This is a genomic window from Pseudodesulfovibrio cashew (assembly GCF_009762795.1).
In the GTDB taxonomy this organism is placed as follows: domain Bacteria; phylum Desulfobacterota; class Desulfovibrionia; order Desulfovibrionales; family Desulfovibrionaceae; genus Pseudodesulfovibrio; species Pseudodesulfovibrio cashew.
On record NZ_CP046400.1, the window covers coordinates 2,466,722 to 2,490,053 of the forward strand.

22 protein-coding genes are annotated in these 23,332 nt (G+C 61.0%); 11 read left to right on the forward strand and 11 right to left on the reverse strand.

Features of this window, described 5'->3' with window-relative positions:
- Nucleotides 1-111: 111 nt before the first annotated feature.
- From GM415_RS11030 to GM415_RS11050, 5 genes are all read left to right on the forward strand, one after another.
- Nucleotides 112-1,743 carry a methyl-accepting chemotaxis protein gene (locus tag GM415_RS11030; protein WP_242012231.1) on the forward strand — a complete coding sequence of 544 codons (1,632 nt, stop codon included), beginning with the start codon at nt 112-114 and terminating at the stop codon, nt 1,741-1,743.
- 151 nt (nt 1,744-1,894) lie between these two features.
- The gene (locus tag GM415_RS11035; protein WP_158948126.1) at nt 1,895-2,275 is read left to right on the forward strand and encodes a hypothetical protein; all 381 of its coding nucleotides are present in this window, start codon (nt 1,895-1,897) and stop codon (nt 2,273-2,275) included.
- A 110-nt stretch (nt 2,276-2,385) separates the two neighbouring features.
- Nucleotides 2,386-3,651, forward strand: a complete 1,266-nt coding sequence (locus tag GM415_RS11040) for an adenylosuccinate synthase (protein ID WP_158948128.1) — start codon at nt 2,386-2,388, stop codon at nt 3,649-3,651.
- A 13-nt stretch (nt 3,652-3,664) separates the two neighbouring features.
- Nucleotides 3,665-4,504: a DNA polymerase III subunit delta' gene (locus GM415_RS11045; RefSeq protein WP_158948130.1), complete on the forward strand. Its 840-nt coding sequence runs from the start codon at nt 3,665-3,667 to the stop codon at nt 4,502-4,504.
- Nucleotides 4,505-4,506: 2 nt separating this feature from the next.
- Nucleotides 4,507-4,986 carry a GNAT family N-acetyltransferase gene (locus tag GM415_RS11050; RefSeq protein WP_158948132.1) on the forward strand — a complete coding sequence of 160 codons (480 nt, stop codon included), beginning with the start codon at nt 4,507-4,509 and terminating at the stop codon, nt 4,984-4,986.
- On the opposite strand, the gene GM415_RS11055 is transcribed toward GM415_RS11050, so the two are convergent.
- On the reverse strand, nt 4,983-5,297 hold the full coding sequence (locus tag GM415_RS11055) for an antibiotic biosynthesis monooxygenase family protein (protein WP_242012232.1): 315 nt from the start codon (nt 5,295-5,297) through the stop codon (nt 4,983-4,985). The two genes, GM415_RS11050 and GM415_RS11055, sit on opposite strands and share 4 nt — an antisense overlap.
- Nucleotides 5,298-5,515: 218 nt before the next feature.
- On the opposite strand from GM415_RS11055, the gene GM415_RS11060 reads away from it, so the two are divergent.
- From GM415_RS11060 to GM415_RS11075, 4 genes are all read left to right on the forward strand, one after another.
- Nucleotides 5,516-7,591: an acyl-CoA dehydrogenase family protein gene (locus GM415_RS11060; RefSeq protein WP_158948134.1), complete on the forward strand. Its 2,076-nt coding sequence runs from the start codon at nt 5,516-5,518 to the stop codon at nt 7,589-7,591.
- Nucleotides 7,592-7,933: 342 nt separating this feature from the next.
- On the forward strand, nt 7,934-9,784 hold the full coding sequence (locus tag GM415_RS11065) for a 4Fe-4S ferredoxin (RefSeq protein WP_158948136.1): 1,851 nt from the start codon (nt 7,934-7,936) through the stop codon (nt 9,782-9,784).
- Nucleotides 9,785-10,084: 300 nt separating this feature from the next.
- A complete protein-coding gene (locus GM415_RS11070; RefSeq protein ID WP_158948138.1) occupies nt 10,085-10,894 on the forward strand; it encodes an electron transfer flavoprotein subunit beta/FixA family protein in 810 nt (269 codons plus the stop codon).
- Between the two features lie 12 nt (nt 10,895-10,906).
- Nucleotides 10,907-11,917, forward strand: coding sequence for an electron transfer flavoprotein subunit alpha/FixB family protein (locus tag GM415_RS11075; RefSeq protein WP_158948140.1), 1,011 nt, complete (start codon nt 10,907-10,909; stop codon nt 11,915-11,917).
- A gap of 88 nt (nt 11,918-12,005) precedes the next feature.
- On the opposite strand, the gene GM415_RS11080 is transcribed toward GM415_RS11075, so the two are convergent.
- From GM415_RS11080 to GM415_RS11120, 9 genes are all read right to left on the reverse strand, one after another.
- Nucleotides 12,006-13,547 (reverse strand): ATP-binding protein, encoded by a 1,542-nt coding sequence (locus GM415_RS11080; protein WP_158948142.1) that lies wholly within the window; start codon nt 13,545-13,547, stop codon nt 12,006-12,008.
- Between the two features lie 34 nt (nt 13,548-13,581).
- Nucleotides 13,582-14,010 (reverse strand): response regulator, encoded by a 429-nt coding sequence (locus tag GM415_RS11085; protein ID WP_158948144.1) that lies wholly within the window; start codon nt 14,008-14,010, stop codon nt 13,582-13,584.
- A gap of 151 nt (nt 14,011-14,161) precedes the next feature.
- On the reverse strand, nt 14,162-14,515 hold the full coding sequence (locus GM415_RS11090) for a DsrE family protein (RefSeq protein ID WP_158948146.1): 354 nt from the start codon (nt 14,513-14,515) through the stop codon (nt 14,162-14,164).
- Between the two features lie 78 nt (nt 14,516-14,593).
- The gene (locus GM415_RS18200; RefSeq protein ID WP_158948148.1) at nt 14,594-15,781 is read right to left on the reverse strand and encodes a pilus assembly protein TadG-related protein; all 1,188 of its coding nucleotides are present in this window, start codon (nt 15,779-15,781) and stop codon (nt 14,594-14,596) included.
- 6 nt (nt 15,782-15,787) lie between these two features.
- Entirely contained in the window at nt 15,788-16,177 is a 390-nt protein-coding gene (locus GM415_RS11100; RefSeq protein ID WP_158948150.1) for a TadE family protein, read from the reverse strand.
- Between the two features lie 4 nt (nt 16,178-16,181).
- Nucleotides 16,182-16,580 carry a TadE/TadG family type IV pilus assembly protein gene (locus GM415_RS11105; protein ID WP_158948152.1) on the reverse strand — a complete coding sequence of 133 codons (399 nt, stop codon included), beginning with the start codon at nt 16,578-16,580 and terminating at the stop codon, nt 16,182-16,184.
- A gap of 255 nt (nt 16,581-16,835) precedes the next feature.
- Complete coding sequence (locus GM415_RS11110; protein ID WP_158948154.1) at nt 16,836-18,071, reverse strand: hypothetical protein; 1,236 nt, start codon at nt 18,069-18,071, stop codon at nt 16,836-16,838.
- A 45-nt stretch (nt 18,072-18,116) separates the two neighbouring features.
- Nucleotides 18,117-19,043: a 4Fe-4S binding protein gene (locus tag GM415_RS11115; protein ID WP_158948156.1), complete on the reverse strand. Its 927-nt coding sequence runs from the start codon at nt 19,041-19,043 to the stop codon at nt 18,117-18,119.
- Between the two features lie 69 nt (nt 19,044-19,112).
- Nucleotides 19,113-19,850 (reverse strand): substrate-binding periplasmic protein, encoded by a 738-nt coding sequence (locus tag GM415_RS11120; RefSeq protein WP_158948158.1) that lies wholly within the window; start codon nt 19,848-19,850, stop codon nt 19,113-19,115.
- A gap of 201 nt (nt 19,851-20,051) precedes the next feature.
- On the opposite strand from GM415_RS11120, the gene GM415_RS11125 reads away from it, so the two are divergent.
- On the forward strand, nt 20,052-20,459 hold the full coding sequence (locus tag GM415_RS11125) for a YidH family protein (protein ID WP_158948160.1): 408 nt from the start codon (nt 20,052-20,054) through the stop codon (nt 20,457-20,459).
- Nucleotides 20,460-20,469: 10 nt separating this feature from the next.
- Nucleotides 20,470-21,408, forward strand: a complete 939-nt coding sequence (locus GM415_RS11130) for a DMT family transporter (protein WP_158948162.1) — start codon at nt 20,470-20,472, stop codon at nt 21,406-21,408.
- 177 nt (nt 21,409-21,585) lie between these two features.
- On the opposite strand, the gene GM415_RS11135 is transcribed toward GM415_RS11130, so the two are convergent.
- On the reverse strand, nt 21,586-23,328 hold the full coding sequence (locus GM415_RS11135) for a bifunctional aspartate transaminase/aspartate 4-decarboxylase (protein WP_158948164.1): 1,743 nt from the start codon (nt 23,326-23,328) through the stop codon (nt 21,586-21,588).
- Nucleotides 23,329-23,332: the final 4 nt, after the last annotated feature.

Consider the following 23,332-nt stretch of genomic DNA (forward strand, 5'->3'; position numbering starts at 1 on the left):
TATTTTATGTCATGGTTGAATTGACACGGGGAGTCCCGATTGCCGACATGGCACCATATCCGTCAATAATACCACAGGGGGTTTGCCATGAAGAGGTTTAGAGATTGGAGCATGAGAAGCAAGGTCTTGAGCCTGTTTCTCGCTGCCGTGGTTTTGGTCCTGGCCGGGCTGCTGGGGTACTTCATTCCCGTGGTGGGTAGTTCCCTGATGGGTGAGAAGCAAATCGCAACCCAGAGCGTGGTCGAAGTAGCTTATGGTATTATTGACTACTGGGGCGGTCAGGCCTCCTCAGGGAAGTTCTCCAGAGAGGAAGCCCAGAAGCTTGCCATGGATGAGGTCCGTACCCTTCGGTATAAGGGGGGCGAATATTTCTGGATAAACGACATGGGGCCGAAGATGATCATGCATGCCGTCAAGCCAGCCCTGGACGGCAAGAATATCGGCGACATGAAGGACGTCAACGGCGTTCGTCTGTTCCAGGAAATGGTCGACGTCTGCAAGCGGTCGGGCCAAGGCTTCGTCCACTATTTCTGGCCCAAGCCCGGGTCCTCGGAAGGCGTCCCCAAGGTCTCCTATGTCAAGCTCTACAAGCCGTGGGGATGGATCGTCGGTTCCGGCATTTACGTTGACGACGTGGAAGCCCAGGTATCCTCCCTCCGCTGGCAGATTCTTATTCCCACCATCATCGGCATGGGGCTCATCATCCTGGTGGCCGTCCTGGTTATCAAGAGCATGGTCAGGCCGCTTCAGGAGGCTGTGGAGGTCTCCGATCTCATGGCCCATGGCGACCTGAGCCGCGACATCGAAGTGAAGAGCGACGATGAAGTGGGGCAACTCTCCCGCGCCATGGCCAACATGCTGACCGAACTCAGGCGGGTCGTGACGGACGTCTCCAGCGCCACAGAGCAGGTGGCTTCCGGCAGTGAGGAGCTTGCGGCCTCGGCCATCGAGCTCTCCCAGGGTGCCACGGAACAGGCTTCCAGCGTTGAGACCGTGTCCGCTTCCATGGAAGAGATGACCTCCTCCATCGAGCAGAACGCCGACAACTCGGCCACCACGGACCAAATGACCAACAAGGCCGCTGCAGATACGGAAAAGGGCGGTCAGGCCGTGGCCAAGACCGTTGAGGCCATGAAGCAGATTGCGGACAAGATTCTGATCATCGAGGAAATAGCGCGTCAGACCAATCTGCTCGCGCTGAACGCGGCCATCGAGGCGGCCCGTGCCGGTGAGCACGGCAAGGGATTTGCCGTGGTCGCCGCCGAGGTGCGCAAGTTGGCCGAACGAAGCGGTACCGCCGCTGCCGAGATCAGCGAACTGTCCATCTCCAGCGTGCAGGTGGCCGAGGAGGCGGGAGACCTGCTGGCGATGATCGTCCCGGATATTCAGAAGACAGCGGAACTGGTGCAGGAAATCTCCGCTGCCAGCAACATGCAGCGCGACGGCGGTGAACAGGTCAACCGCGCCGTGCATGAACTGGACAAGGTCATCCAGCAGAACGCGTCGGCCTCCGAGGAGGTCGCCTCCACCGCCGAGGAACTCTCCGGCCAGGCTGTGCAACTTCAGGAATCCATCCGCTTCTTCAAGCTGGACGGATACGGTGGGGCCATGCCCGCACCGGTCAAGCCCGCCTTTGACACCCGGAAGGCTTCGGCCAAGCCCAAGCCGCTGGCTGCGGGCAAGGCCAAGTCCGGCGGAGTGGCTCTGGAAATGGACGATGACGGGGATTTCGAGCGCTTCTAGGCATTCGGCTTCCCTTACATTAAAGAAGGTAAAGATGAAGACCTCCCCGCGTTGCGGGGAGGTCTCTTTTTTTGGCGTGGCAGGTGCGGAATAATTTTGTTATGTATTACATCCCGGCGTTTGCGCCGAGGTTGAGAATTAAGGAAGGAAGATGTCCGAAAGCTATATGGAAAAGGCCCTTCTCAAGCTGGCCCGCCAGATAAATGCCTTTGATGAGGCCTCCCTCATGAGTCTCTGGGAGAAGTATGCCGAAAAGGTGTCCCGCTTTGAGCCCACCAAGAGGTGGGAGGAAGCGGTGCTGGTGTTCAACCTGATCCAGTCCACACGCATGAAGAACCAGTTGTTCAACTACAATTGGGCTCAATCCAGAATGCCCGAGGCCCCTGCACACGAGGTCGATCTCGCTGCCCTGACCGCCCCGGAAAAGGTGCGCGAACCTGCCCCCGAACTCGAGGAGAAGCCGTCCGCCGATGAAAAGAAGCGGGATCGCAAGGGCAAGGTCCTTACCCTGACGCCGAAAAATAAGAATTGATTAGCTGTCTTGGACAGTTGACAGATGATCGCAATTGTACTTACGGAAGATAACCGTTTGTGCGCGATAATTTCGCCGGGCGTTTTTCCCGGTTTTCAAGGAGCAACACCATGGCCAATACAGTGGTTTTCGGTTCCCAGTGGGGAGACGAAGGCAAGGGCAAAATAGTTGATATGCTGGCGGAGGACGCCAAGGCGATCGTCCGTTTCCAGGGCGGCAACAACGCCGGCCACACCCTGGTGGTGGACGGCGAGGAATGTATTCTTCATCTCATCCCCTCCGGCATCCTGCATCCGGGCAAGCAGTGCCTCATCGGCAACGGCGTGGTCCTGGATCCCTTCGTTTTCTGCGAGGAGCTGGACAAGCTGGCCGCCAGGGGAATCGACGTTTCCTCCAGCCGGATGATGATCAGCAAGAAAACGCATATCATCATGCCCTACCATCGGTTGATGGACGCGGCCCGAGAGGCCGCCAAGTCCGCCGACGGCAAGATCGGCACCACGGGGCGGGGCATCGGTCCCTGCTACGAGGACAAGATGAACCGCTGCGGCATCCGCGCTGGCGATTTCGCGAACCCGGAGTTGCTCAAGGACAAGATCGCCAAGGCGCTGGAAGAGAAGAACGTGCTTTTCACCAACCTTTACGGCGCCGAAGCCGTCGACCCCGAGGCCATCTACAATGATGTGCTTCCCGTGGCCGAGCGACTGGTCCCGTACCTGGGCGACGTCTCCTCCGCCATTCAGGATGCCGCCGGCTCCGTGCTGTTTGAGGGTGCCCAGGGCACGCACCTCGATATCGACCACGGCACCTATCCTTTTGTCACCTCCTCGAACACGGTCACGGCCAATGCCGCTTCCGGTTCCGGCTCTTCGCCGCGCGACCTGGAGCGTATCATCGCCATCGTCAAGGCCTACACCACTCGCGTGGGTAGTGGCCCGTTCCCCACGGAGCAGCTGAACGAGGAAGGCGACTACCTCCAGAGCCAGGGACATGAATTCGGTGCCACCACCGGACGCAAGCGCCGCTGCGGCTGGCTCGACCTGGTCGTGCTCAGGGAGTCCGCGCGTCTGAACGGTCCCACCGAGCTGGCCATCACCAAGCTCGACGTGCTCTCCGGCCTGAAGGAGATCAAACTCTGCGTGGCTTATGAGTACAATGGCGAACAGATCGCCTACCCGCCGCAGGAACAGAACGGCATGGCTTACGTCACGCCCGTTTACGAGACCATGCCGGGCTGGGACGAGGATATTACCGGTGCGCGCTCCTGGGACGAGTTGCCGGAGAATGCCGTCAACTACCTGCGCCGCGTCGAGGAAATCTCCGGCGTGAAGATCGGCATCGTTTCGGTCGGCCCGGACCGGGCGCAGACATTCTAGCGGAGGTTGGGCCATGACGAGACACGATGATCCCCTGGCCGCTCTGGTCGGGCAGGAGCATGCGGTCACGCGTCTGAATAATATCGCCCACCATCCTCCCCAATCCATTGTTATCGAAGGGGGCGATGCGGACAGCCGCGTCGCCCTCGCCCTGTATTGGGCCATGCGCCTGAACTGCGCTTCCGGCGACATCCCGTGCGGCCAATGCCCGGCGTGTCGCCAGATCGCGGATTTCGCCTTCAACGACCTGCTTTTTTTCGACGGCCGGGAAGGGTTGATCAAGGTCGACGCCGTGCGCGGTCAGCGCGGCACCTGGGGGCAGCCGCCCAACGGCGACGGCTACCGGGTGACCATCTTTGCCGAGGCCCAGATGTTCATGACCGAGGCCGCCAACGCGCTGCTTAAATCCCTTGAGGAGCCGCGCCCCGGCAACGTCTTTGTCCTGGCTGCGCCCCAGCGCGAAAGGCTGTTGGAGACTCTGGTCTCGCGGTCCTGGGTTGTCACCCTGGCCTGGCCCGATATTCGCGAAAACTCGCCGGAGGTCACGGAGTGGACCACGGCTCTTGTCCGGTTCTGGGCCACGGGGCAGGGGTGGTTCGAGCGTACCTCGGCCAAGGGGGCCGTGGACAAGAATCTGGCCATGCGCGTGGTGCTGGGCATGCAGCGCGAATTGCGCGAGGCGTTGTCCGGCGCTTGCGGTACGCCGCTCTCCGGCAGAATGGCCCAGGCCTATGACCTCCGTGGGTTGCAGAAGATCGGCCTGGTGCTGGATCAGGCCCTGGACGCGCTCAACACCCAGGTTCCGGTCAACCCGGCCATGGTTCTGGACTGGGTCGCCACAAGGATGGTTTGACCATGCATATCACACCCTTCGACAATCACGACTGCCGCGCTATCGCCGAGTTGATCACCACGATCCAGATCGACGAGTTCGGCGTTGCCACCTCCCTTGAAGCCCAGCCGGACCTGTTTGAGATTCCCGCTTTTTACCAGCAGGGAGCGGGCGAGTTCTGGCTCGCCCTTGAAGGCGATGAACTGGTCGGCACCATCGCGCTCAAGGATGTGGGCGACGGGGTTTGCGCCCTGCGCAAGGTGTTCGTGAAAAAGGCGTACCGTGGGAAGGAACGGGGCATTGCCGCCGCGCTCATGGAAACCCTGCTTGACCATGCGAGGGGACAGGGTGTCCGGGAAGTCTACCTGGGTACCGTGGACGTTTACCACGCCGCTCATCGTTTTTACGAGAAACAGGGCTTCGTCGAGGTCCAACGGGAGCAGGTGCCGGAATCGGTGCCGCTCATGGCCGTGGACGTCAAATACTACCGCTATACATTCTAGTCGGGAAACTGACTCTCCTTCTCCACCCGGCAGATCCGCGTGGTGAACCATTCATACCACTTCTCGCGGCCGAGCCGCTGCGCCTCCCCGTGACCGGGGTGTTCGCGCCATGCCTTGATGGCCTCCAGACTCTCCCAATAGGAGACGGTGATACCCACTTCCTCGCGGGCGGAGTCGGCGCCGAGAAAGCCGGGCATGGTCTTTGCCAGCTCAAGCATGCGGCTGCCGGTTTCGGCATAGCCTTCGTTCACATCAGTGCGTTTCGAGGTGAAAATGACAGCGTAGCAGGGCGTTTTCAGGGGGGTGTTCAAGAAAGTCCTCCTTTTTTGGACGGCAATTAATTTAACATGGCTCTCCAGGACCGTCCACAAGTGAGGCTGAACCGCCGGAAAGCAAGGCCCCGTGCGGCATAAACGATCGTTTAAAAGCAAAAAAACTTTGACTCGTCCTGGCTCATGACCTATCCTTGCGAACTGCATTTTATTTTGTGTAAAAGTAAGAAAATCCAACCAACCCCAGGAAAGAATTTATGTATACATTGCGTACCCTTCCGGGAGATGACGTCCGCCAGATCATGTGGCGTTTCGCCGACCGTTTCGACCTTCAGATGTCCGTGCAGTCCGCCCGCTCCATCGCGCGAAGCGTGGTGGCCAAGCTCGTGGCAGAGGGCGCGCGCAACACCCACGAGTGGACCGAGCAGAAGAACGAGCTCCTGACCGCCTTTGACCAGTCCGGCCTGACCGCGCTGTTCATGGACCCGCATCAGGGCGGCTTCATCGAGGGCCCCAAGAACCTGGCTTTGGCACTGGTTGCCTTCGAACTGGCCTGGGTCGATGCTGGCGCGGCCACTTCTTCCCTGGCCTCCTGCCTGGCCCTGGCTCCCATCCATGAGAAAGGTACCCCGGAGCAGCGCGACTATTACATGTCCCGCTGCGTGCCGCCCCAGCCGGGCGAGGACCGCACCATCTGGCGCGGTGCCTTCGCCCTGACCGAGCCGCTGCCCTACGTGGGCGTGGATACCGGCGTGCTCTGCGGCAAGGCCACCGTGGCAGAGTGGAACGAGGGCGAGGAGCCCATGCTCCAGGTCGACAAACGCGGTCGGTTCATCACCAACATGGACTTCGCCAACTTCGTCACCGCCGCCGTGGAATCCAATGACGAGCGTATCAAGGGGACGTTCATGGTCACCCTGGAAGAGGGCGACGAGGGCGTTTTCGACCGCGGCGCACCTACCCTGAAGATGGTTCACCAGCTTTCCTCCACGCGCGATCCCGTGCTGAATCTCAAGGTTCCGGCCTCCCGCATCATCGGCGGCTACGACGTGGTCGATGGCGTGATCGTGCCCAAATACAACCACTCCGAAATCATCGGGTCGGTCTTCCACCGCACCCGCATCCCCGTGGGGCTGATGACCTCTGCCAAGCTGCTCTCCGCCGTGGAGCCGGTCATCCGCTACCACCGCAATCGCTTCCGTGGCGGTGACGCCTGCAAGGAAGGGTCCCCGCGCTATGACAAGGGGCTCCAGGCCAACGAGGACGCGCTCCAGCGCCTTGTGGACGTATGGGCTTCCGGTGAGGCCGGTTGCTCCCTGGCCCTCGCCGCTTCCCGTCTGGCCGACCGGTTCGATCCGATCGAGAAGGCCAAGGAGACCGAGTTCGAGTCACAGGGCGTGACCTCCCCGCGCAAGCAGATGGCGGCCCTGCGCAAGCTTCAGGATCAGGTGTTCGAGCTTATCGATCTCGAATACACCCCGGAAGCCGAGCGTGATCAGGCCCGTTATCAGGAGCTGAGCAACGATACCCTGGTGGCCTACGCCTACATGGAGGCCTTGGCGGGAGTTCTCAACCCCGGCGTCAAGCTCTGGAACACGGGCGAGGGCGCCAACAAGATGCGCGAGGCCGTGGCTTTGGTCGGCGGCTACGGCATCACCGAGGACTGTCCCGGTTTCCTGATGCAGAAGTGGTCCGACACCCAGCTCGAGGCCACCTACGAGGGCCCCGAGGCCGTGCAGCGCCGCCACCTGACCATGACCATGCCCAGCGATGTCTTCCAGTACACGCTGTCCGCCTGGATCAAGCAGATGAAGCGCGCCGGTGAAGAAGTTCCCGGTCTGGGCGGGCATGTGCTGGCCGCAGCCATGGAACTCTGGCAGTGGACTTTCAAGCACCTCCAGACCGCCAAGGATGCGGACGGCCGCAAGCTCTACCATAACAAGCGGCAGGGCGTGACCTTCCCCATGGCCGACGCTCTCGGTTGGCTGCTTGGCCCCTACTTCCTGGCCTGCGACGTCATGGAACTGATGGAGAAGGGCCCCATGGCCCCGACCCTGGCCGAAGGGCTCGACGATCTGACCGGGTTCTACAAGGATATGTGTCACGTCCAGGCAGCGCGTGCCGCCGGTGAGGTGGCTCGTATCTGTTCCGAGCTGGTCTATGGTTTCAATGCCGTTGACGGCGACTGCTCCTGCGGCGGCGTCAAGGAATTCACCGAGATGAAGACCAAGGTCGACGTGTGCCTCACCGGCTCGCGTCTGGCCAAGGACCGCGCGGGCAACGCCCTTGCCGAGGTGATGATTCCCGAAGCCCTGGACTATCCCCTGGGCTAACAAATGAGATAGTAATCCGGGGGGAACCTCTTCAGAGGTTTCCCCCGGTTTCCTTCCAGGCCATTTTGTCCCCACGCCGCCTGGAAGGAAGTTAAAGACATGACGGCCCGGCGTGGACAGGGATGCTGGACTCCGTTCCCTGAATAGTTTTTTTGAAATCAACCTAACCTCCCCGCATGGCGTTGAAACATGACGTCTCCCCGCCTGAACCTCCCCGCGAAGCGGCGATATAAAGTTTAGGAGGGTGAGAGGGGATGGGGGTCCGGGGGAAGGGGAGAGAGGGAAGCCCTTTTCGAAAGGGTTCCCTCTCTCCCCTTCCCCCGGCCGCCGGAGGCAACCATAATGACTGACGACATGCCGGAAGTGGTGCGTGCCGAGATGGAAACGGACATCGTCTGTGTGGGGTTCGGCCCTGCCGCGGGCGGATTTCTGACGACCCTGACCCGTGGCCTGATGAAGGAGGACGGTACCCCGCTGGCCGAGTCCAAGGCCATGCCGGGCATGCCGCCGCAGGTCATCTGCTATGAGCGCGCCGACGATATCGGCTTCGGCGTTTCGGGCGTGGTGACCAAGGGCCGCGCCATCAAGGCCAGTTTCCCAGATCTCGATCTTTCCCAGATCCCCATGGCTCACGAGGTGACCGAGGAAAAAATCCTCTACCTCAAGGACCCGGTAGGTGCGAGCCGCCGTCCCCTTGCGTTCAAGGTGGCCGACAAAGTGCTGGGCCGGTTCATGGAGGACGACGCCTACGAATTGCCATACATCCCGCCGTTCCTGGAAAAACATCCGGGCATGATCTTTTCTATTGGCCAGCTCAACCAGTGGGTGGGCTCCAATCTGATGGGCACGGGTATGGCCCAGATTTGGCCTTCCAGTCCGGTGGCCGAACCGCTCCTGGAGGGCGGGGCCGTCAAGGGCGTGCGCATGGCCGACCAGGGCGTGGAAAAGGACGGCACTCCGGGCGCTGGCTTCATGCCCGGCATGGACATGAAGGCCGCCCTTACCGTGGTGGCCGACGGCCCTGTGGGTGCCGTGGGTCAGCGGCTGGACCGCGAACTCGGCCTGCCCGAGGGCAACCACCAGCGCGAGTGGGCCGTGGGCATGAAGTGCGTGGTCGACCTGCCCGAGGGCTGCGACTGGCAGCCGGGCACCGTGCTGCACACCATCGGCTACCCCGAGCCTGAAATTTTCGGATTCCTCTATGTCTACCCCGGCAACGTCGCCTCCCTCGGCATCTTCGTGCCGTCGTGGTTCGACAACCCGGTGCGCACCGCCTACCGCTACATGCAGCACTGGATGCTGCATCCGTACCTCTGGAAACGGCTGGAAGGCGGCACCATGCGCTCCTGGGGCGCCAAGTCCCTGGCCGAGTCCGGCAAGCGGGGCGAGCCCATCCTCTGCGGCGACGGTTTTGCCCGCATCGGCGAGGGCTCCGGCTCCACCAACGTGCTGACCGGTTCCGGCGTGGACGAGGCGTGGGCCACGGGCGTGCAACTCGGCGAGGCCGTGCTGCAATTGCTCAAGGACGGCATGGACTTCACCAAGGATAATCTTGAGGCGACCTATCTTTCCCGCCGTCGCGAGTCCTGGGTTGAGCAGGAAGCCAAGGTCGCGGAGAAGTCGCGCGACGGCTTCACCAAGGGCATCCTGCGCGGCTTTATCGGCATGGGGCTGACCGGGCTCACCGGAGGCAAGCTGAACATGCCGGGCAAGCCGATTTCGCCGCAGGACCGCATTCCCTCCATCGAGGATTATTACAAGGGATATATTTCCCACGGCGAGATTCAGGAAATCCGTGCGGAGTGCGCGCGTCAGGGCAAGAGCCTGCATGACGCGCTCATGGACAGGGTGGGATGGCCCGAGATTCCCATGGACGGCCAACTGCTGGTCTCGCACCAGGACGCGCTGCTCATGGGCGGCAAGGTTCAGGCCAGCCCCGGCTATGCCGACCATGTCCGGTTCGCCAATCCCAACGCCTGCATGGCGTGCCGGGAGAAGGTCTGTATCGAGGCGTGTTCCGGTCAGGCGATCACCACCAACCCCGAGGGCGGCGTGCCGCTCTTTGACCGGGAAAAGTGTGTGCACTGCGGTGCTTGCATGTGGAATTGCAGTCAGTCCCACTTCATGGATGCGGAACGCACCAACGTGCGGTTCTCGGCTGGTTCCGGCGGACTGCATTCGGCAGAGAACTAGAGGCGGACAGGGAGGCCGACTGGGACGGTGAGGTCGGAAGACTTCGCCCGGTGGTCAAAAGGGCGAGCCCCCTTTGGAATCACTTTCTCGCCTTCGGTAAATAAATTGTAATGTAATTGTGTGACATATATCGTACGGCCTTTGCGTGCGAATTTGAGCGAAGCGAACCCGTAGGTTTGGGAGGGGCCAGGGAACCTTTTCCCCAAAAGGTACCTTGGCTGTAGAAGACACCTCCCCGCCGAGGGGCCGCCGGAGGTCTCCCGCAAGCGGGCGCTCGCAACCAAACCAAGGAGAAAACACATGAGCACTGATTTCCACATCGTGGTCTGCGGTTCCATCGTTCCGGACCCGCTCCAGACGCTCTCCCCCCAGGACTCGCCCCAGGGCCCCGTCCTGCAGAACGAAATGATGCTGCCCGCCGTGCTTGATCCGTGGGCCGGCCATGCCCTGTATGAGGCCGCTAATCTGGCCAAGAACAATCCCGGTTCCCAGGTCTGGCTGGTGGCCCTTGGTCCCAAGGCCAAGCTCCAGCAGGTGATGATGGCCGTGTCCCAGAAGGCTCCGTTCCAGCTGGTGGTCGCCGATGGTTCCGCTTCCGGTTTCACCGACAGCTTCGAGACCGCAAAGGTCTTGTCCGAGACCATCGACGGCATCGCCGGGCTCGACAAGTCCAAGATGTTGCTCTTCGGTGGCTGGCAGTCCGCTTCGCGCGGCTCCGGCGCGGTCATGCAGATGGTCGGCGAGATGCTCGGTGTCACTGAGCAGTTCCAGGGCGTGGACAAGATCACCGTGGGCGGTGACGGTTCCATAGAGGTCCTGGAGCGTGTGGAAGGCGGTGCATACCAGAAGTCCGTGGTGGACGGCGCGCCCGCCGTCATGGGCTGGGCCACCGGCGAACTTCCTGAGCCGCCCAACAATCCGCAGGTCGGCATGCAGAACATGCAGAAGAATATGCCTGCCCTGCAGCAGGCCAAGCCCGCAGACCTGTCCGGCACCACGCTGAAGTTCGAGAGCGTGGCTGTGCCGCAGCAGCGGCGCGAGACGCGTATCGTCAAGGACGCGTCCATCGAGGACATGGCCAAAGAAATCGTCGAATGGATCAAGGGCTAGGGGGATACGGATATGACAGTTCTCTATCTTGCACATACTGAATGCGACAACACCCTGGCCAAGATTTCCCTGGAGGCTCTGGGTGCGGCAAAAGCCCTGGCCGAAGGCCTGGGCACGGATCTGCAAGTCGGCCTGATCGGCGCTGACGTTGCAGCTGCAGCCGATTCCGTTGCCGGTTGCGGCGCGAAGTTCTACGGGGTCGCCGATCCCATGCTGGCCGATGGCATCTACGCCGCCGACCTGGCCGCCGCCGAGGCAATCGCCAAGGCGTCCGGTGCGGAGATCGTCGTTGCTCCGGCCACCTCCCGTTTCAGCCGCGCCCTGCCGGGCCTGGCCGTACGGTTGGACGGCAGGGTGGACACCCACCTGTCCGGCCTGGAAGCCAAGGACGGCAAGCCTGTTGCCCGCCGCTGGTTCTACCGCCAGCGTATGGAGGGCACTCTGACCCGCGAGGAACGCCCGTGGATCATGACTCTTGATTCCGGCTGCGCCGACGCCTTCGCAGGCGCGGGCTCCGCCGATGTTGAAGCGGTCGCCGTGGACCTTGCCTCCGTTCGTACCAAGCCCGCCGGCATGGAGTGCGTGTCCGAGGACGAGCAGACCATCCGCCCGGATGCGCAGCTGCTCTTCGTGGCCGGCGCAGGCTGGACCAAGAAGCAGGCCGACGGCGCTGTGCATGTGGACGTGGCCGAAGCCACCATCAAGGAGTTCCTGGGCACAACCAAGTCTTCGCTGGGCTCCTCCAAGTCCCTGGTGGACATCTCCGGCGAGGGCGGCGCGGTCATTTCCTTCCTGACGCACATGCATCAGGTGGGGCAGACCGGTTCATCCCCGCGCCACCCCAAGGGGCTGGCCACCTGCTGCCACGGTGAGGAGCCTCACGTGGTCGGCTGGCGCTTTATCAAGGAACGCCGGGCCGTGAACACGGACGCCGGTTGCGGCTGGGCTCAGGGCAAGTGCGACGTTCTGTATGTGGCCGACGCCTTCGAGATCATGAAGAAAGTCAACGAGCTGCTCGGCTAGTCCGGGCAGGCATCCAAGAAAGACAGGCCGCTCCGGGACTCCCGGGGCGGCCTTTTCATCTCAAAAGGATATCGGCTTCCGATGATGGTCAGCGCCGGACCGATTCCACGGCCAGAATCAATTCGTCGGCCTCATAGGGCTTGGTGATGACCTGCGTCATGCCCGCTTCGAGAAAACGTTTTTTCTCGGCTGAGCGGGCAAAGGCGGTCAAGCCGATGATGGGCAGGTCGCGCGGTACGTTTTCGGCGCCGCCCTGACGGATGATTCGGGTGGTCTCCACGCCGTTGATAACCGGCATCTGGACATCCATGAGAACCAGATCGAAGGTGGCGTCGGCGAGGGTTTCGAGGGCCTGCTGGCCGTTGCCCACGATGGTTACGTCGTGGCCCGCTTTCTTGAGCAGGCGCGAGGCCATTATCGAGTTTACCTGCTCGTCTTCGGCCAGGAGGATGTTCAGCCCCGACGGGGCTTCGCGGCATTCGCCAGCGCCTGTCTCGCGCTTGGGGCCTCGAATCTCGAATGGGAGCGTCAGGGTGAAGGTGCTTCCCTCTCCATGGCGGCTGGATACAGTCAGGGTCCCGCCCATGATTCCGGCCAGCTGACGGGATATGGCGAGCCCCAGGCCCGCTCCCCCGTATTGCTTGGTCAGGTAGTTCTCACCCAGGGAGAAGCTTTCAAAGATGGTTTCGAGCTTGGTTTCAGGGATGCCTATGCCCGTGTCGATGACGGCAAAGGCCAGGGTGCAGTGGTTGTCCTCGCTGCTGGACTGACGGGTTTTGGTCACGCGCAATGTGACGCCCCCCTCGAGGGTGAACCGGATGGCATTGGAAAGCAGGTTGATGAGAATCTGTCGGAGCTTGGAGGCGTCTCCCTTGATGTTGCAGGGGACATCCTCTGCGATATCCAGGTCGAGTGAGAGGGATTTGTCTCCGGCCTGCCTGGAAAGCGAGGAGATCAATCCCTCCAGGGCGGGGTGAAGTTCAAATGCCTGGCACATGGTTTCCAGGTTGCCCGATTCCACGTGGGAGAGCGCCAGCAGGTCGGTGAGCACCTTGCTCAATTGCCGGGCCGCATCCTGGGAAAGAGAGAGGTATTCCCGCTGTGCCGGTGTGAGTTCCGTGCCCATGAGGATCTGGGTCATTCCCAGGAATCCGTTGAGCGGGGTGCGCAATTCGTGGCTCATGTTGGAGAGAAACTGCTGCTTGGCGGTCCTCGCGATCTCCAGTTCGCGGGTGGCCGTGTCCAGGGCGTGCTTCAACTGTTGTCGTTCGGTGGTGTCGCGAGCGATTGTCAGACATTGAGGGCCGCTCTCAGTCTGCAACAGGGAGGTCCGGACTTCCATGGGAACGGGGGAACCGTTTCGGGCTGTGAATGTGGCGTTGCATTCCGCATAACCGTCTTCAGCCACGGTCTTGAAAAAAGTACTGCCCATGGTGTTGGAACCGACTACGTCGGAGATGGGCATGTCCAGCAGCTCCTCTCGGCTGTAGCGAAGGAGGTCGCAGGCGGTCTGGTTGACGTCGGTAATGACCACATGGAGTCTCGTGTCGTGTGTCGGGAGAGGATGCAACAGTACCGCGTCCCGCGACAGGGTGTGTATGATTTGGTCGAGACTGATGCGATCGGTCATGGCTTTCTCCAATCTCAAGATACCCGGGGTGGCATCACTTATCAACCGGCGTGGCGGACGCGTACCGGGCCACGCATTCGAACAGGACCTTCTTGGCTATGGGTTTGGTCAGGAAGTCGGTACATCCGGCCATTTCACAGCGCGTCCGGTCCTCGTCGAAGGCGTTGGCGGTCAGCGCTACGATGGGGACGGGAGGCTTCCCCTCTTTTCGCTCCAGCTCCCGGATGGTTTTTGTGGCTTCGTAGCCGTCCATGCCGGGCATTTGGATATCCATAAGTATGATATCATATTTCTTGTCGTGAAATTTTTCAACGGCTTTGATGCCATTTGTGGCAAAATCGAGGCGGCAGGCCGTGAATTGGAAGTATAGCTCAATGAGCATCCGGTTGGATTCGGAGTCTTCGGCCACGAGTATGTCCAGCGGGGCGTCCGTGAGCGTCCTCGATGCAGTGGGTTCAGGCATTTGAGAAGGTGTTGTTTGCAACAGTGTGTCGCGCTTGTTGTGAGTTGGGCGGGTGGGTACCCCGTCGAACAGACGTTGCATAGTCCCAGGCGGTTGTCCATGCAAAACGCCCTGGAGAGTGCTATTTCTCCCGAGCCGGTCCCGGGTCAGGTCAGAAGGTCAGCTTTTCCCAACCGCTCTTGATCATGGCCGTGACGGGCTCTCCAACGTATATGACGGAAATGCCGAGGGCTTCCAGGTCGGGAGTGACACCGTAGTTGTCCGCACAGGCGCGGCAGGCCCATATCTCCACGCCGTCGTGCATCATTGCGGTGAGTTTTTCCTGTATTTCCGCATTATGGCTGGCAAGCTTGGCGGAAGGGCCCCAGATGACCAGCCGGACGTTATCCCACCAGCCTCGGGCAAGGGAGTTGTGCGCGTACATGAAGGCAAGATTGTGCGCGACCTCGGGGTCGGCGGAACTCCAGATGATAAACAGGGAATCTTCAGGGTTGATGGGGCTCATGTCTGCTCCCGGTTGCATGGTGGGTAAGGATGTCGGTGGCAACCATACCCCTGCCGTGCGGGGAGAGCAAGGTCGGTTCTACTGTCGGCTGGAGTCGAGCATGACCTTCGACATGCGCAGCATGCAGTCGGCGCTGTTGGTGGAGTCGGGGTCCACCGCCACGGTGTTCATGAACCGGGCCGAGACGTTGCCTGTGCTGTCCACGCTTTCGATGAAGAACGCGCCGAGCTCGTAGACGATGATGTCGTTTCGGCCGGAGACCGGGGGGTAGCGCGGGTCGTAGAAGGCCATGATGGCCACGCGCGGCGAATCCAGGGGGTCGTTGTAGACGCTGCCTTCAACGGAGTTGGTGGAGGTGTCCCAATAGGCGTAGGGGTCTTCTCCGATGAGGCTGTTGGTGCCGGCCTTGACCGGACCGGCGGAGTTGCCGGGCTCCAGCTGGAGGGTGTCGCCGGGGCCCACAGGGTAGAGGGAGTTGGAGCCTGTGCATCCGGCGATGTTCTCGGCCACGGCGGCCGCGCCGGTGATGGGTGTTGCCCGGTTGGCGGGCGGGAGGTCCACCAGGTTGTACTGACCGGGCACGATGGCCAGGCTCGGGTCGCCGGGCTTGATGATGATCTGGGTGCCCACGTCCGACTGGTCGTAGCCGAGGATATTGACGGAATCCACTTCGGCCTGGTTTTCCACATCCATCGTGCCGTTTTCATAATACTTGGTGCCGGGAGCGGCCTGGTCGTCCCATTCGAACTTGGTGGGAACCACGAAGGGCTTGACGCACTTGGAGGAGCAGATACCCACGATGCCCGCGCGCGATACGGCGCGAACATCGGCGGTGGGAACACCCAGAAGCTTGCCGAAATACAATTGCAGAGGGTTGCCGCGAGCCGCGCTGAGGGTTACCGCCACCTCCACCTGATTGGGCTCATAGTTGGTGGGCACGCCGTCGCGCAGGAAGGTGATGTCGTTATCCGTGATCGCCAGATTGGGGATGTCCTCCTGGACCAGGTTCTTGGTCGCATATGCGGTGACGATGGTCCTGAGGGTGGCGAAATCGTCGCCTTCGGCCAGCAGGGAGTTTGCGCCGGCCAGGGCGCCCGCGTCGGCCGCCGTCTGAAGCGCGCCTCGCTTGAGGTGAATCTGGCCGAGATCCACGGCAAGGGCGGTAAGCCCCAGCATGGCGGTCATGGCCAGGGCAACCAGGACGCTCGCGACGCCGCTTCGGTCTGATACCAAATGAGAAATATGAGTGCGGAGGAAGGACTTCATGTCATTTTACTCCATCTTGGCGCTGGCGGAGGTGCTGACCCCGCCTGGCATGACGTCTTCCCAGGGAAAGATCGTCTCGCCGGTAAAGTCGTAGGCCAGCTTGACGATCACTTCCTGCCCCAGTGTCTGGACTTCGGCCCCGTGATCCACGGTGACCGTAAGGTGGGCGGCGGAGAGCCCCGCCTGTGCCACATAATCCTGAACCATGGCCGTGGGATCATCGCCGCGTGACGCGGTCACGACGCCTTCCCTGGCCGCGCGGGTCAGAATCTGATTGATGTCGATGAACTTGGAGACGTCCCAGACGCCTGCCATGAGCGGCACCATGAGCAGCCCCATGATGAGGGCGAACTCGATGACGGCGACGCCCTGCCTCTTGGTATCTGAACCGCGCATGACTCTACCTCTCGTGAGTCATGACGGCAGTTGCGGAAACCTGTGTGACCTGGGCAAGGGAGGGGATGAGGCCGTCAATCGCGAGGAAGGAGAAGGGGACGCTGACGGTGACGTCCACAGGCTGCTCCGGCTGGCGGGAGCCGACGCTGACGGAGGCGGTTTGGGTCACGCCGCCGGTGGCGAGTTCGCTCAGGATGATGGATTCCACCTGGGAGTTGGTGGTTTCCTCGAGAATCGCCGCGCGGACGCCTTCGTAGGCGGCGCCGCGGACCACGGACTGGGTCCAGTACAACCTTGCGAAGTCCATTGTTCCCATCATGATCATCATGAAAATGGGAAGGAGCAGGGCCACTTCCACTATGGTCGTTCCTCGTCTGCTCTTGGTATCCTTGGCACTGCGCATGGCATATCTCCATTCCGGCTGGAGCCGGGCTTTTTTTAACAATAAAAAGCAAGGGGTATGCCAGGATATTTTCGTGCTTGGGTAAAATTATATAACTATTTGTTATTATTAGTATAAAATTATTTCAACACGCCGAAATATCGCGGATATTTGTTTGTCGCAAGGCGTAGGTATTCCATGAAAAATAGGCGATCAGACAAGCATTCCACGAAAAGTGGAAAAAGAAAGGCGGATGGGTACTGTTAAGAAGAAGAGTTAGAAAACCGGGTAGATGGCCGATTCCGTGGCCTCGTCTCTTTCCGTGGTGCCCATCTGACCGGGGGCGGGGCGGTATTTGCCCGAGGAGAGCAGCTCGGTGAGCACTGGGCCAAGAGTCTTTGCATAGGCGGCGTTGGCCTCGGCGTTGGGATGACCGTCAAAGGGGGCTAGGCGGTACAGATAGCCGCCCCGTTCGTCGCATTGGTCGAGGTCCACCGGGCCGGGAGCCCAGTTCATGCCCGTTTGGTGCAGGAAGTCCCGGTAGCCGGTATTGGCCACCAGGTATTGCACGTGGAAGACGGTTCCGTGCTTGCGGCAAAGGTTCTCCATGGAGAGCAGCAGGTGTTCGGTGGTTTTGCGGCGGGCATCGTTTTTCCCTCTTCCCCCGTAACGCAACCTGTTCAGTAATCTCTCCGCAAGTTTGACAAGCGGACTCCTGCCGGACAGAGGCAGGCGTTTGTATGCCTCCGTGCCGAAGCGTTTCAGTATTCGTTTGCCGTTTTTCTTCGCTACGGAAAGGCAGGAGGGCGGGGTGCCGCCCTGTTCACCCACGATGCGCAGGTAGTGATGATCCGAAACCGAGCGGGCCTCCAGTCCGGGAGAGAACCCGAGTACGGCCACGGCCGGGTGATCCTGCTCTATGGTCTTCTCCATGGTCAGGAGGATCTGGTAGAGAGAATAACCCGAAACGCCGTAGTTGCGCACGGAACAGCCCGGACGCGCCTTGGCCACCAGCCACGGGTAGGTTGCCTCGTCATCGAGCCCCCATCCGAAGGTGTTGGAGCAGCCATAAAAGCTGATGCCGTTCTCCGCCGTAGGGGCGTTCTCGCTGCCTGTGCCGGTGACGCGCCGCCCCTTGTCGTCGGTGGTCACGGCGTATTCCAGCCTGAGCTTCTTGCGCGGGATGGCAAAAGCGTTGATGCAATGAGTTGCCGGTTTGAGCGTCCAGCCCAGTTCGGGGTCGGTCTCGTGGCAGGAAAAGGTCTTTTCCACCAGCGGGGCCATGACTTTGTCCTTCTTGCGGAGGCCTCGAAAATTGGTTCCGGCCAGCCGCAGAAGCATGTCGGACCATAGGGTTACGGCCAGCACGGCGATGCCCCAGGCCAGACCGAAGAACCAGCCCGCAACGCCAGCCACTGCCAACGGAAGCAGGAAAACGGCCAGGGTGACGGGAAGTGGGAATCGTTCCGCCCGGGTAGGGGCAGGGCGCTGGCTGGTGATATTCATGCTCATGACCGCTGGAGGTATCACCTCCGGCGCGCAGGCGCAACCGGGACCCTAGATGCTTTGCACCGTCAGTGGTGCACCTTTCTCCGGGGCCAAGTGCAGGGAGAGGGCATTCTTGGCGCATGCGTCGACGCAGACACCGCAGCCCATGCAGCGGTCCTCTCGGATGTATGCGGAGTCCTTGTCGAATCCGATGGCCTTGAATTGGCATTTGGGAGCGCAGACACCGCACTTGACGCAGGTTTCCGGGTCCACTGTTGCCAGGTAGCCGGAAGAGCAGAGCATGGGCACGCCCATGGCCTGGGCCTTCATGGCCCCGCAGCAGCAGGAGCAGCAGTTGCAGATGGCGTAGAAGCGTCCGAGCATGACGTCCTTGAAAAAGGCATGTGAGACATGCCCGCGCGCGTTCTCCGCCTTGATCACGCGCACGGCTTCGTCCGCCGAAATTCGCCGGGCCTTGTCCGGGTGATGGTCCAGCATGAACGACGCGATGGGGTCGCCGATGATGATGCAGACATCCAGGGGGGTGCACGGATTCTTCATGCCTGACCGGCAGGGGCAGTCCAGGAGCACGATGCTGTCCGGGTTGCCAAGCACTATCTCCCTTGCCCGGGTGAAGGGCAGGACCTGCTCCGGCACCTCCGTGTTTACTGCGCGCCCGATCTTGACCAGCTTGACCGCTTCCTTACCGGGCATGACCTTGCCGTGGTATGTGTCGCCCCAGGTGGGTTTCTTTTGCGCCGGGTCGCCCAGCGGATTTTCTCGGGAGGGCTTGAACGGCGTAGTCCAGTTGGCCAGAGCCACCAGAGGCACCCATAAATATCGCCACCATGGGTCCTTGTCCCCGGCCAGGCCTATATAGTGATAGCACCACCGAACATAGACGTAGCCGTGAATGCGTTCGAGCAGGGACATGCCCCGAGCCTTGGCCTCTCGGAAATATTCTCTGGTGGATTCTTTTACGTAGGGAAGTTGCATGGCGAGTTACGGGTAAGCAGTTTGAACAAGTGTTTAAAATCTACCCGAGGGCGCGGAAAAGTCAATCTGTTACGGCACGAGCTCGTTGGCCTGGGCTTCCGTGCCGAAATATTTCAGTCGCAGCTTACGGTATGCGGCGCCGGTCTTGAAAATTCGCAGTCGGTCCGAAAAGCTCTTTACGAAGGTTTGGTCCACCAGCTTGCGGTTGAAGATCAGGTATACGCCGTTGCGCATGATTTCCAGGTTTGGCCGGGGGAGGATGCCTGTCAGGGCTAGTTTGTTTAGCAGGTACATCCCGTTGTGGAGTTCGGCTACGGTAAAATCGATGCGGTTTTGCGCCAGTTTCAAAAAATTGCTCTCGTCCGTCGCCACTTGCTGAACATGGCAGTAGAGCGTGATGAAGTCCCAGAATTCGGGGGTGTAGTTGAAGCCGATGACCACACCGACACGACGGCCCTTGAGCGCGTCCATGGTAGGGGGGACGTCCCCTTTGCGGCTCCAGACAATCCATGGGGATACTGCCAGCGGTTCTGTCGGAAAGTGGGCGAAACGTCTGCGGATCGGCGAATCATTGGCGGAAAACAGGGCATCGGCTTTTCCCTGCTCCAGGTCCGTGAGCGCTCGTTTCCAGGGGAGCACCGTGATTGACTCGATTGGGACGCCCATGTCCTTGTAAACAGCTCGGACCACGTCCGTGGAAAAGCCTTGCACCGTGTCGCCGTCTTCGAATTCGTAGGGTGGCCAATTGTCGCAAACGAGTCTCCCAGGCTGCCTGGCGTAGGCTGTCATCTGCAGGCACAACAGCATGAGCAAAGCCAGAGTACCGGCGGTTGAGAGGAGTCGAATACGAGGGTGCATCAGTTTAATGTATGCGGAAGAGACTGTTGCTGTAAAGCTTGGCCATTTGCCTTCCCTGCTACCGGTATGCTTTTGTATTGTCGGGATTGTCGTCCTCCCGGCAGGGGACAAACGTTGTCGGATATGCTAGCAAACGGCCTGGAGGCTTACATGGTTCCGAAAGAGGAGACTCGGCTCGAACTGGCGGAAGAGCGCAATGAGGAGTCGCGGGTTCGCTCGCGTCTGGCTCGGCAGCGCACTCGGCTGGCCAACCAGCGGACGTTTCTCGCCTGGTGCCGCACGGCTCTGTCGTTCATGGCCTTTGGCTTCGTGCTGGAGAAGGTAGACGTTTTTCTGGCGTCTCAGGGGCAGACCGTATCCGCTGTCCTGCTGCGCGAGCTCGGAACCCTTGGCAAGTTCACCTTCATGGCCGGGCCGGTCTTCGTGATTTTTGCCGGTGTCCGTTATTACCATTTGGACAAGGATCTCGGTTTCCGCGATTTCGGGCGTTCGGCCCTGCCGGAAGTCATCCTCATGGTCGCCGTGGTCGGTGCGGCCCTTCTTTACGTTTTTTCCTGATCACACAGCCATGTTTCGTATTCTGCTCACCGGCTGCCTGGCCGCCCTGTTTTTCAGTTCCACCTTTGTGCTCAACCGGGCCATGTCTCTGGATGGCGGACATTGGGTCTGGTCCGCCAGCCTGCGCTATTTCTGGATGCTGTTGCTTCTGGCCGGGTGGCTGGCCGTCAGCGGCAGAGCGCGGCTCGGCATCGAGACCCTGAAGCTTTTTCGCAAGCATTGGATTTTCTGGACCGTGGCCGGATCAGTGGGGTTCGGTGTCTTCTACGCGCTGATCACCTTCAGTTCGGTGTTCACGCCAGGCTGGGTGGTGGCCGCCACCTGGCAGTTGACCATCCTGGCCACGCCCTTTGTCCTGCTCGGCTTCGGCAGGCGGGTGCCGCTGCGCGCCATCCTCCTGACCCTGGTCATTTTCGCCGGGGTGCTGCTGATCAACGTGGAGCAGGCCGCCACCGCCGATCTCTCCAGTACCCTGTGGGGCGCGCTGCCCGTGCTGGTGGCCGCCTTCGCCTATCCTTTCGGCAACCAGCTCGTCTGGGAAGCGCGCAAGGGCGAGAAAACGTGGTTGCCCGCCATTGACCATCCGGCCATGGACGATTCCATCTGCCGCGTGCTCCTGCTGACCCTCGGCTCTCTCCCGCTATGGGGCGTGCTCATTGCCGTCGTTTCACCGCCGCCGCCTTCAACGGGCCAACTGGTTCAAACCGGCATCGTGGCCGTGTGCTCCGGCGTGGTGGCGACCTCCCTGTTTCTCTACGCCCGGCACCAGGCCGCGAATACCGCCGAGCTGGCCGCTGCCGACTGCACCCAGTCCATGGAGGTGGTCTTCTCCCTCCTGGGCGAGGCGCTGCTGCTGGGCCACGTTATCCCCGGCATGCTGGGCTGGATCGGCATCGGCCTGACCATGCTCGGCCTGATTCTCTACGTGAAGGTCCAGGCAACGGGATAACCTTCGTTGCCGAAGCTCCACCCTCTTTCCCATTTTTCAGCACGCCCTCTGATCTGAGCGAAGCGAACCCAAAAAGTTTGGGAGAGTCCAGGGAACCTTTTTCAAAAAGGTTCCCTGGTCCCGCCGAAGGTGCCCCCCGGGAGGGCCGCCGGAGGCCTATCCGCCAGCTTGGCGGAATCAGCCGAGTTCCTTCTTGTAGTCGGCCATGACCGCAAGGATGTTCTTGCCTATGGCCGTGCAGTCCTCTTCCGAGATGTTGGCCAGGGCCACTCGCAGGGACCAGGCCGGTCCGGCAAAGCCTGCTCCCGGCAGGCAGACCGTGTGGTACTTGCCAGCAAGACGGAAGAGAAACTCCAGGGCGTGCCGCTTTGACAGGCTTTTGGCAAATCCACTTCCGTAGAGTTTGGTTGCCAACTGCTCCAGGTCGATGAGCGCATAGTAGCGCGTCAGGTTGTTTCCCTTGGGTTCAGGGAGGCCGACGGCTTTGAAAAGGGCGGTCCATCGCTTACCGAGGATGCCCATGATGCTCTTTTTATAGGCAAAGGTTTCGTCCAGCAGCTCGAAGAGAGAGAAGAGGCACATGGCCGCCTGCTGGGGGCCGGACAGGCCACCCGTATGGGCCAGCGCCACTTGGCGGCTGTCCATCTCCAGACGATCGAGGAACTTGATACTGCCCGGCTTGGTGGAGGTCAGCCGGTAGCGCAGGTCCAGCTGGGCCTGTTTCTTTTTCGGCAGCGCGGCGATAAGCCGGTCTATCACGCAGTTCTCGTGGACCATGACCACGCCCAGCCTCCAGCCCGTGACGCCGAAGTACTTGGAGAAGGAATACACGCCCAGGATGTTCTCCGGCAGCAGCGCGCCGAAGGTGTTGAACTCGTCAACGAAGCTCGCATAGACCGTGTCCGAGATGATGACCATATCGGGGTTGTGCGCCTTGATGGTCCCGGCCATGCGCCGGACCGTGTCCGCGTCGAGGGATACCGAGGTCGGGTTGGTGGGGTTGACCATGTACAGGGCCTTGACCTTCGGGTCCTTGAGCTTGGCGACCTCCGAGTCCGGCACCTGCCACTGCATGGCCTCGCTACCCCGGATGTAGACCGGTTCCAGACCGTAGTCCCGAAGGACCGGGAGTTCCAGATAGGGCGAGAAGATGGGCGTGACGATGGCCACCTTGTCGCCGGGGGTCAGGACCATGTTCTCCTTCAGGGAATTGAAGATATAGATCATGGCCGCCGTGGCGCCCTCGGTGGCGAAGAGGTTGAACTTTCCCTTGGGGGGCTTGCCGGAGAAGACCACGCGGTCCAGGTAGTGGTTGACGATGGCCTCGGTGGCCGGGAAGATGCGCGGCGGGTCGGGGTAGAAGTCGCCCTGGATGCCGTCGGTCAGTTCAAAGATCAATTCATCCGCGTCCAGTCCCGATTCCCTTGCGGCATAGTCCATGGCCTGCTCCAGGAAGACCGCGCCCGGAGCCCCCCGCTGGGCCTGGATGAACGCATTGAATCGTTCCGCCAATCCGTCCTTGGCTATTCTGAGGCCGGTGTCAGGCGCGGGGCTTTCTGACTCCGCCGTCTCAGCAGCGAACAGGGTCAGCAGCGACAGCCCTTTGCGTACTGTGGTGTTGAGAAAATTGGGGTTGCCCCGGCCCGCGTTGATCATGGAGCACTGCTGCTTGGAACAGGCCTCCTCGGCCATGTCGATGAGCCGGTTCTTGATTTCGAAGGGGCTCTCCTTGGCCAGCCCCTTCCAGTCCGGCTCGGCCGCCAGGGCGATCTCCGGTGCGGAGAGCCCGAGGAGCGTGCCTGCGCTCATGGCGGAAATGCCGAAGCAGGCTGCGTATTTGAAAAAATCGCGGCGGCTGATGAAGCCTTTCCTTGTCTGTTCGGCCGCCTCCCGGACGAACGGATGCATATCGTTGCCCATAATC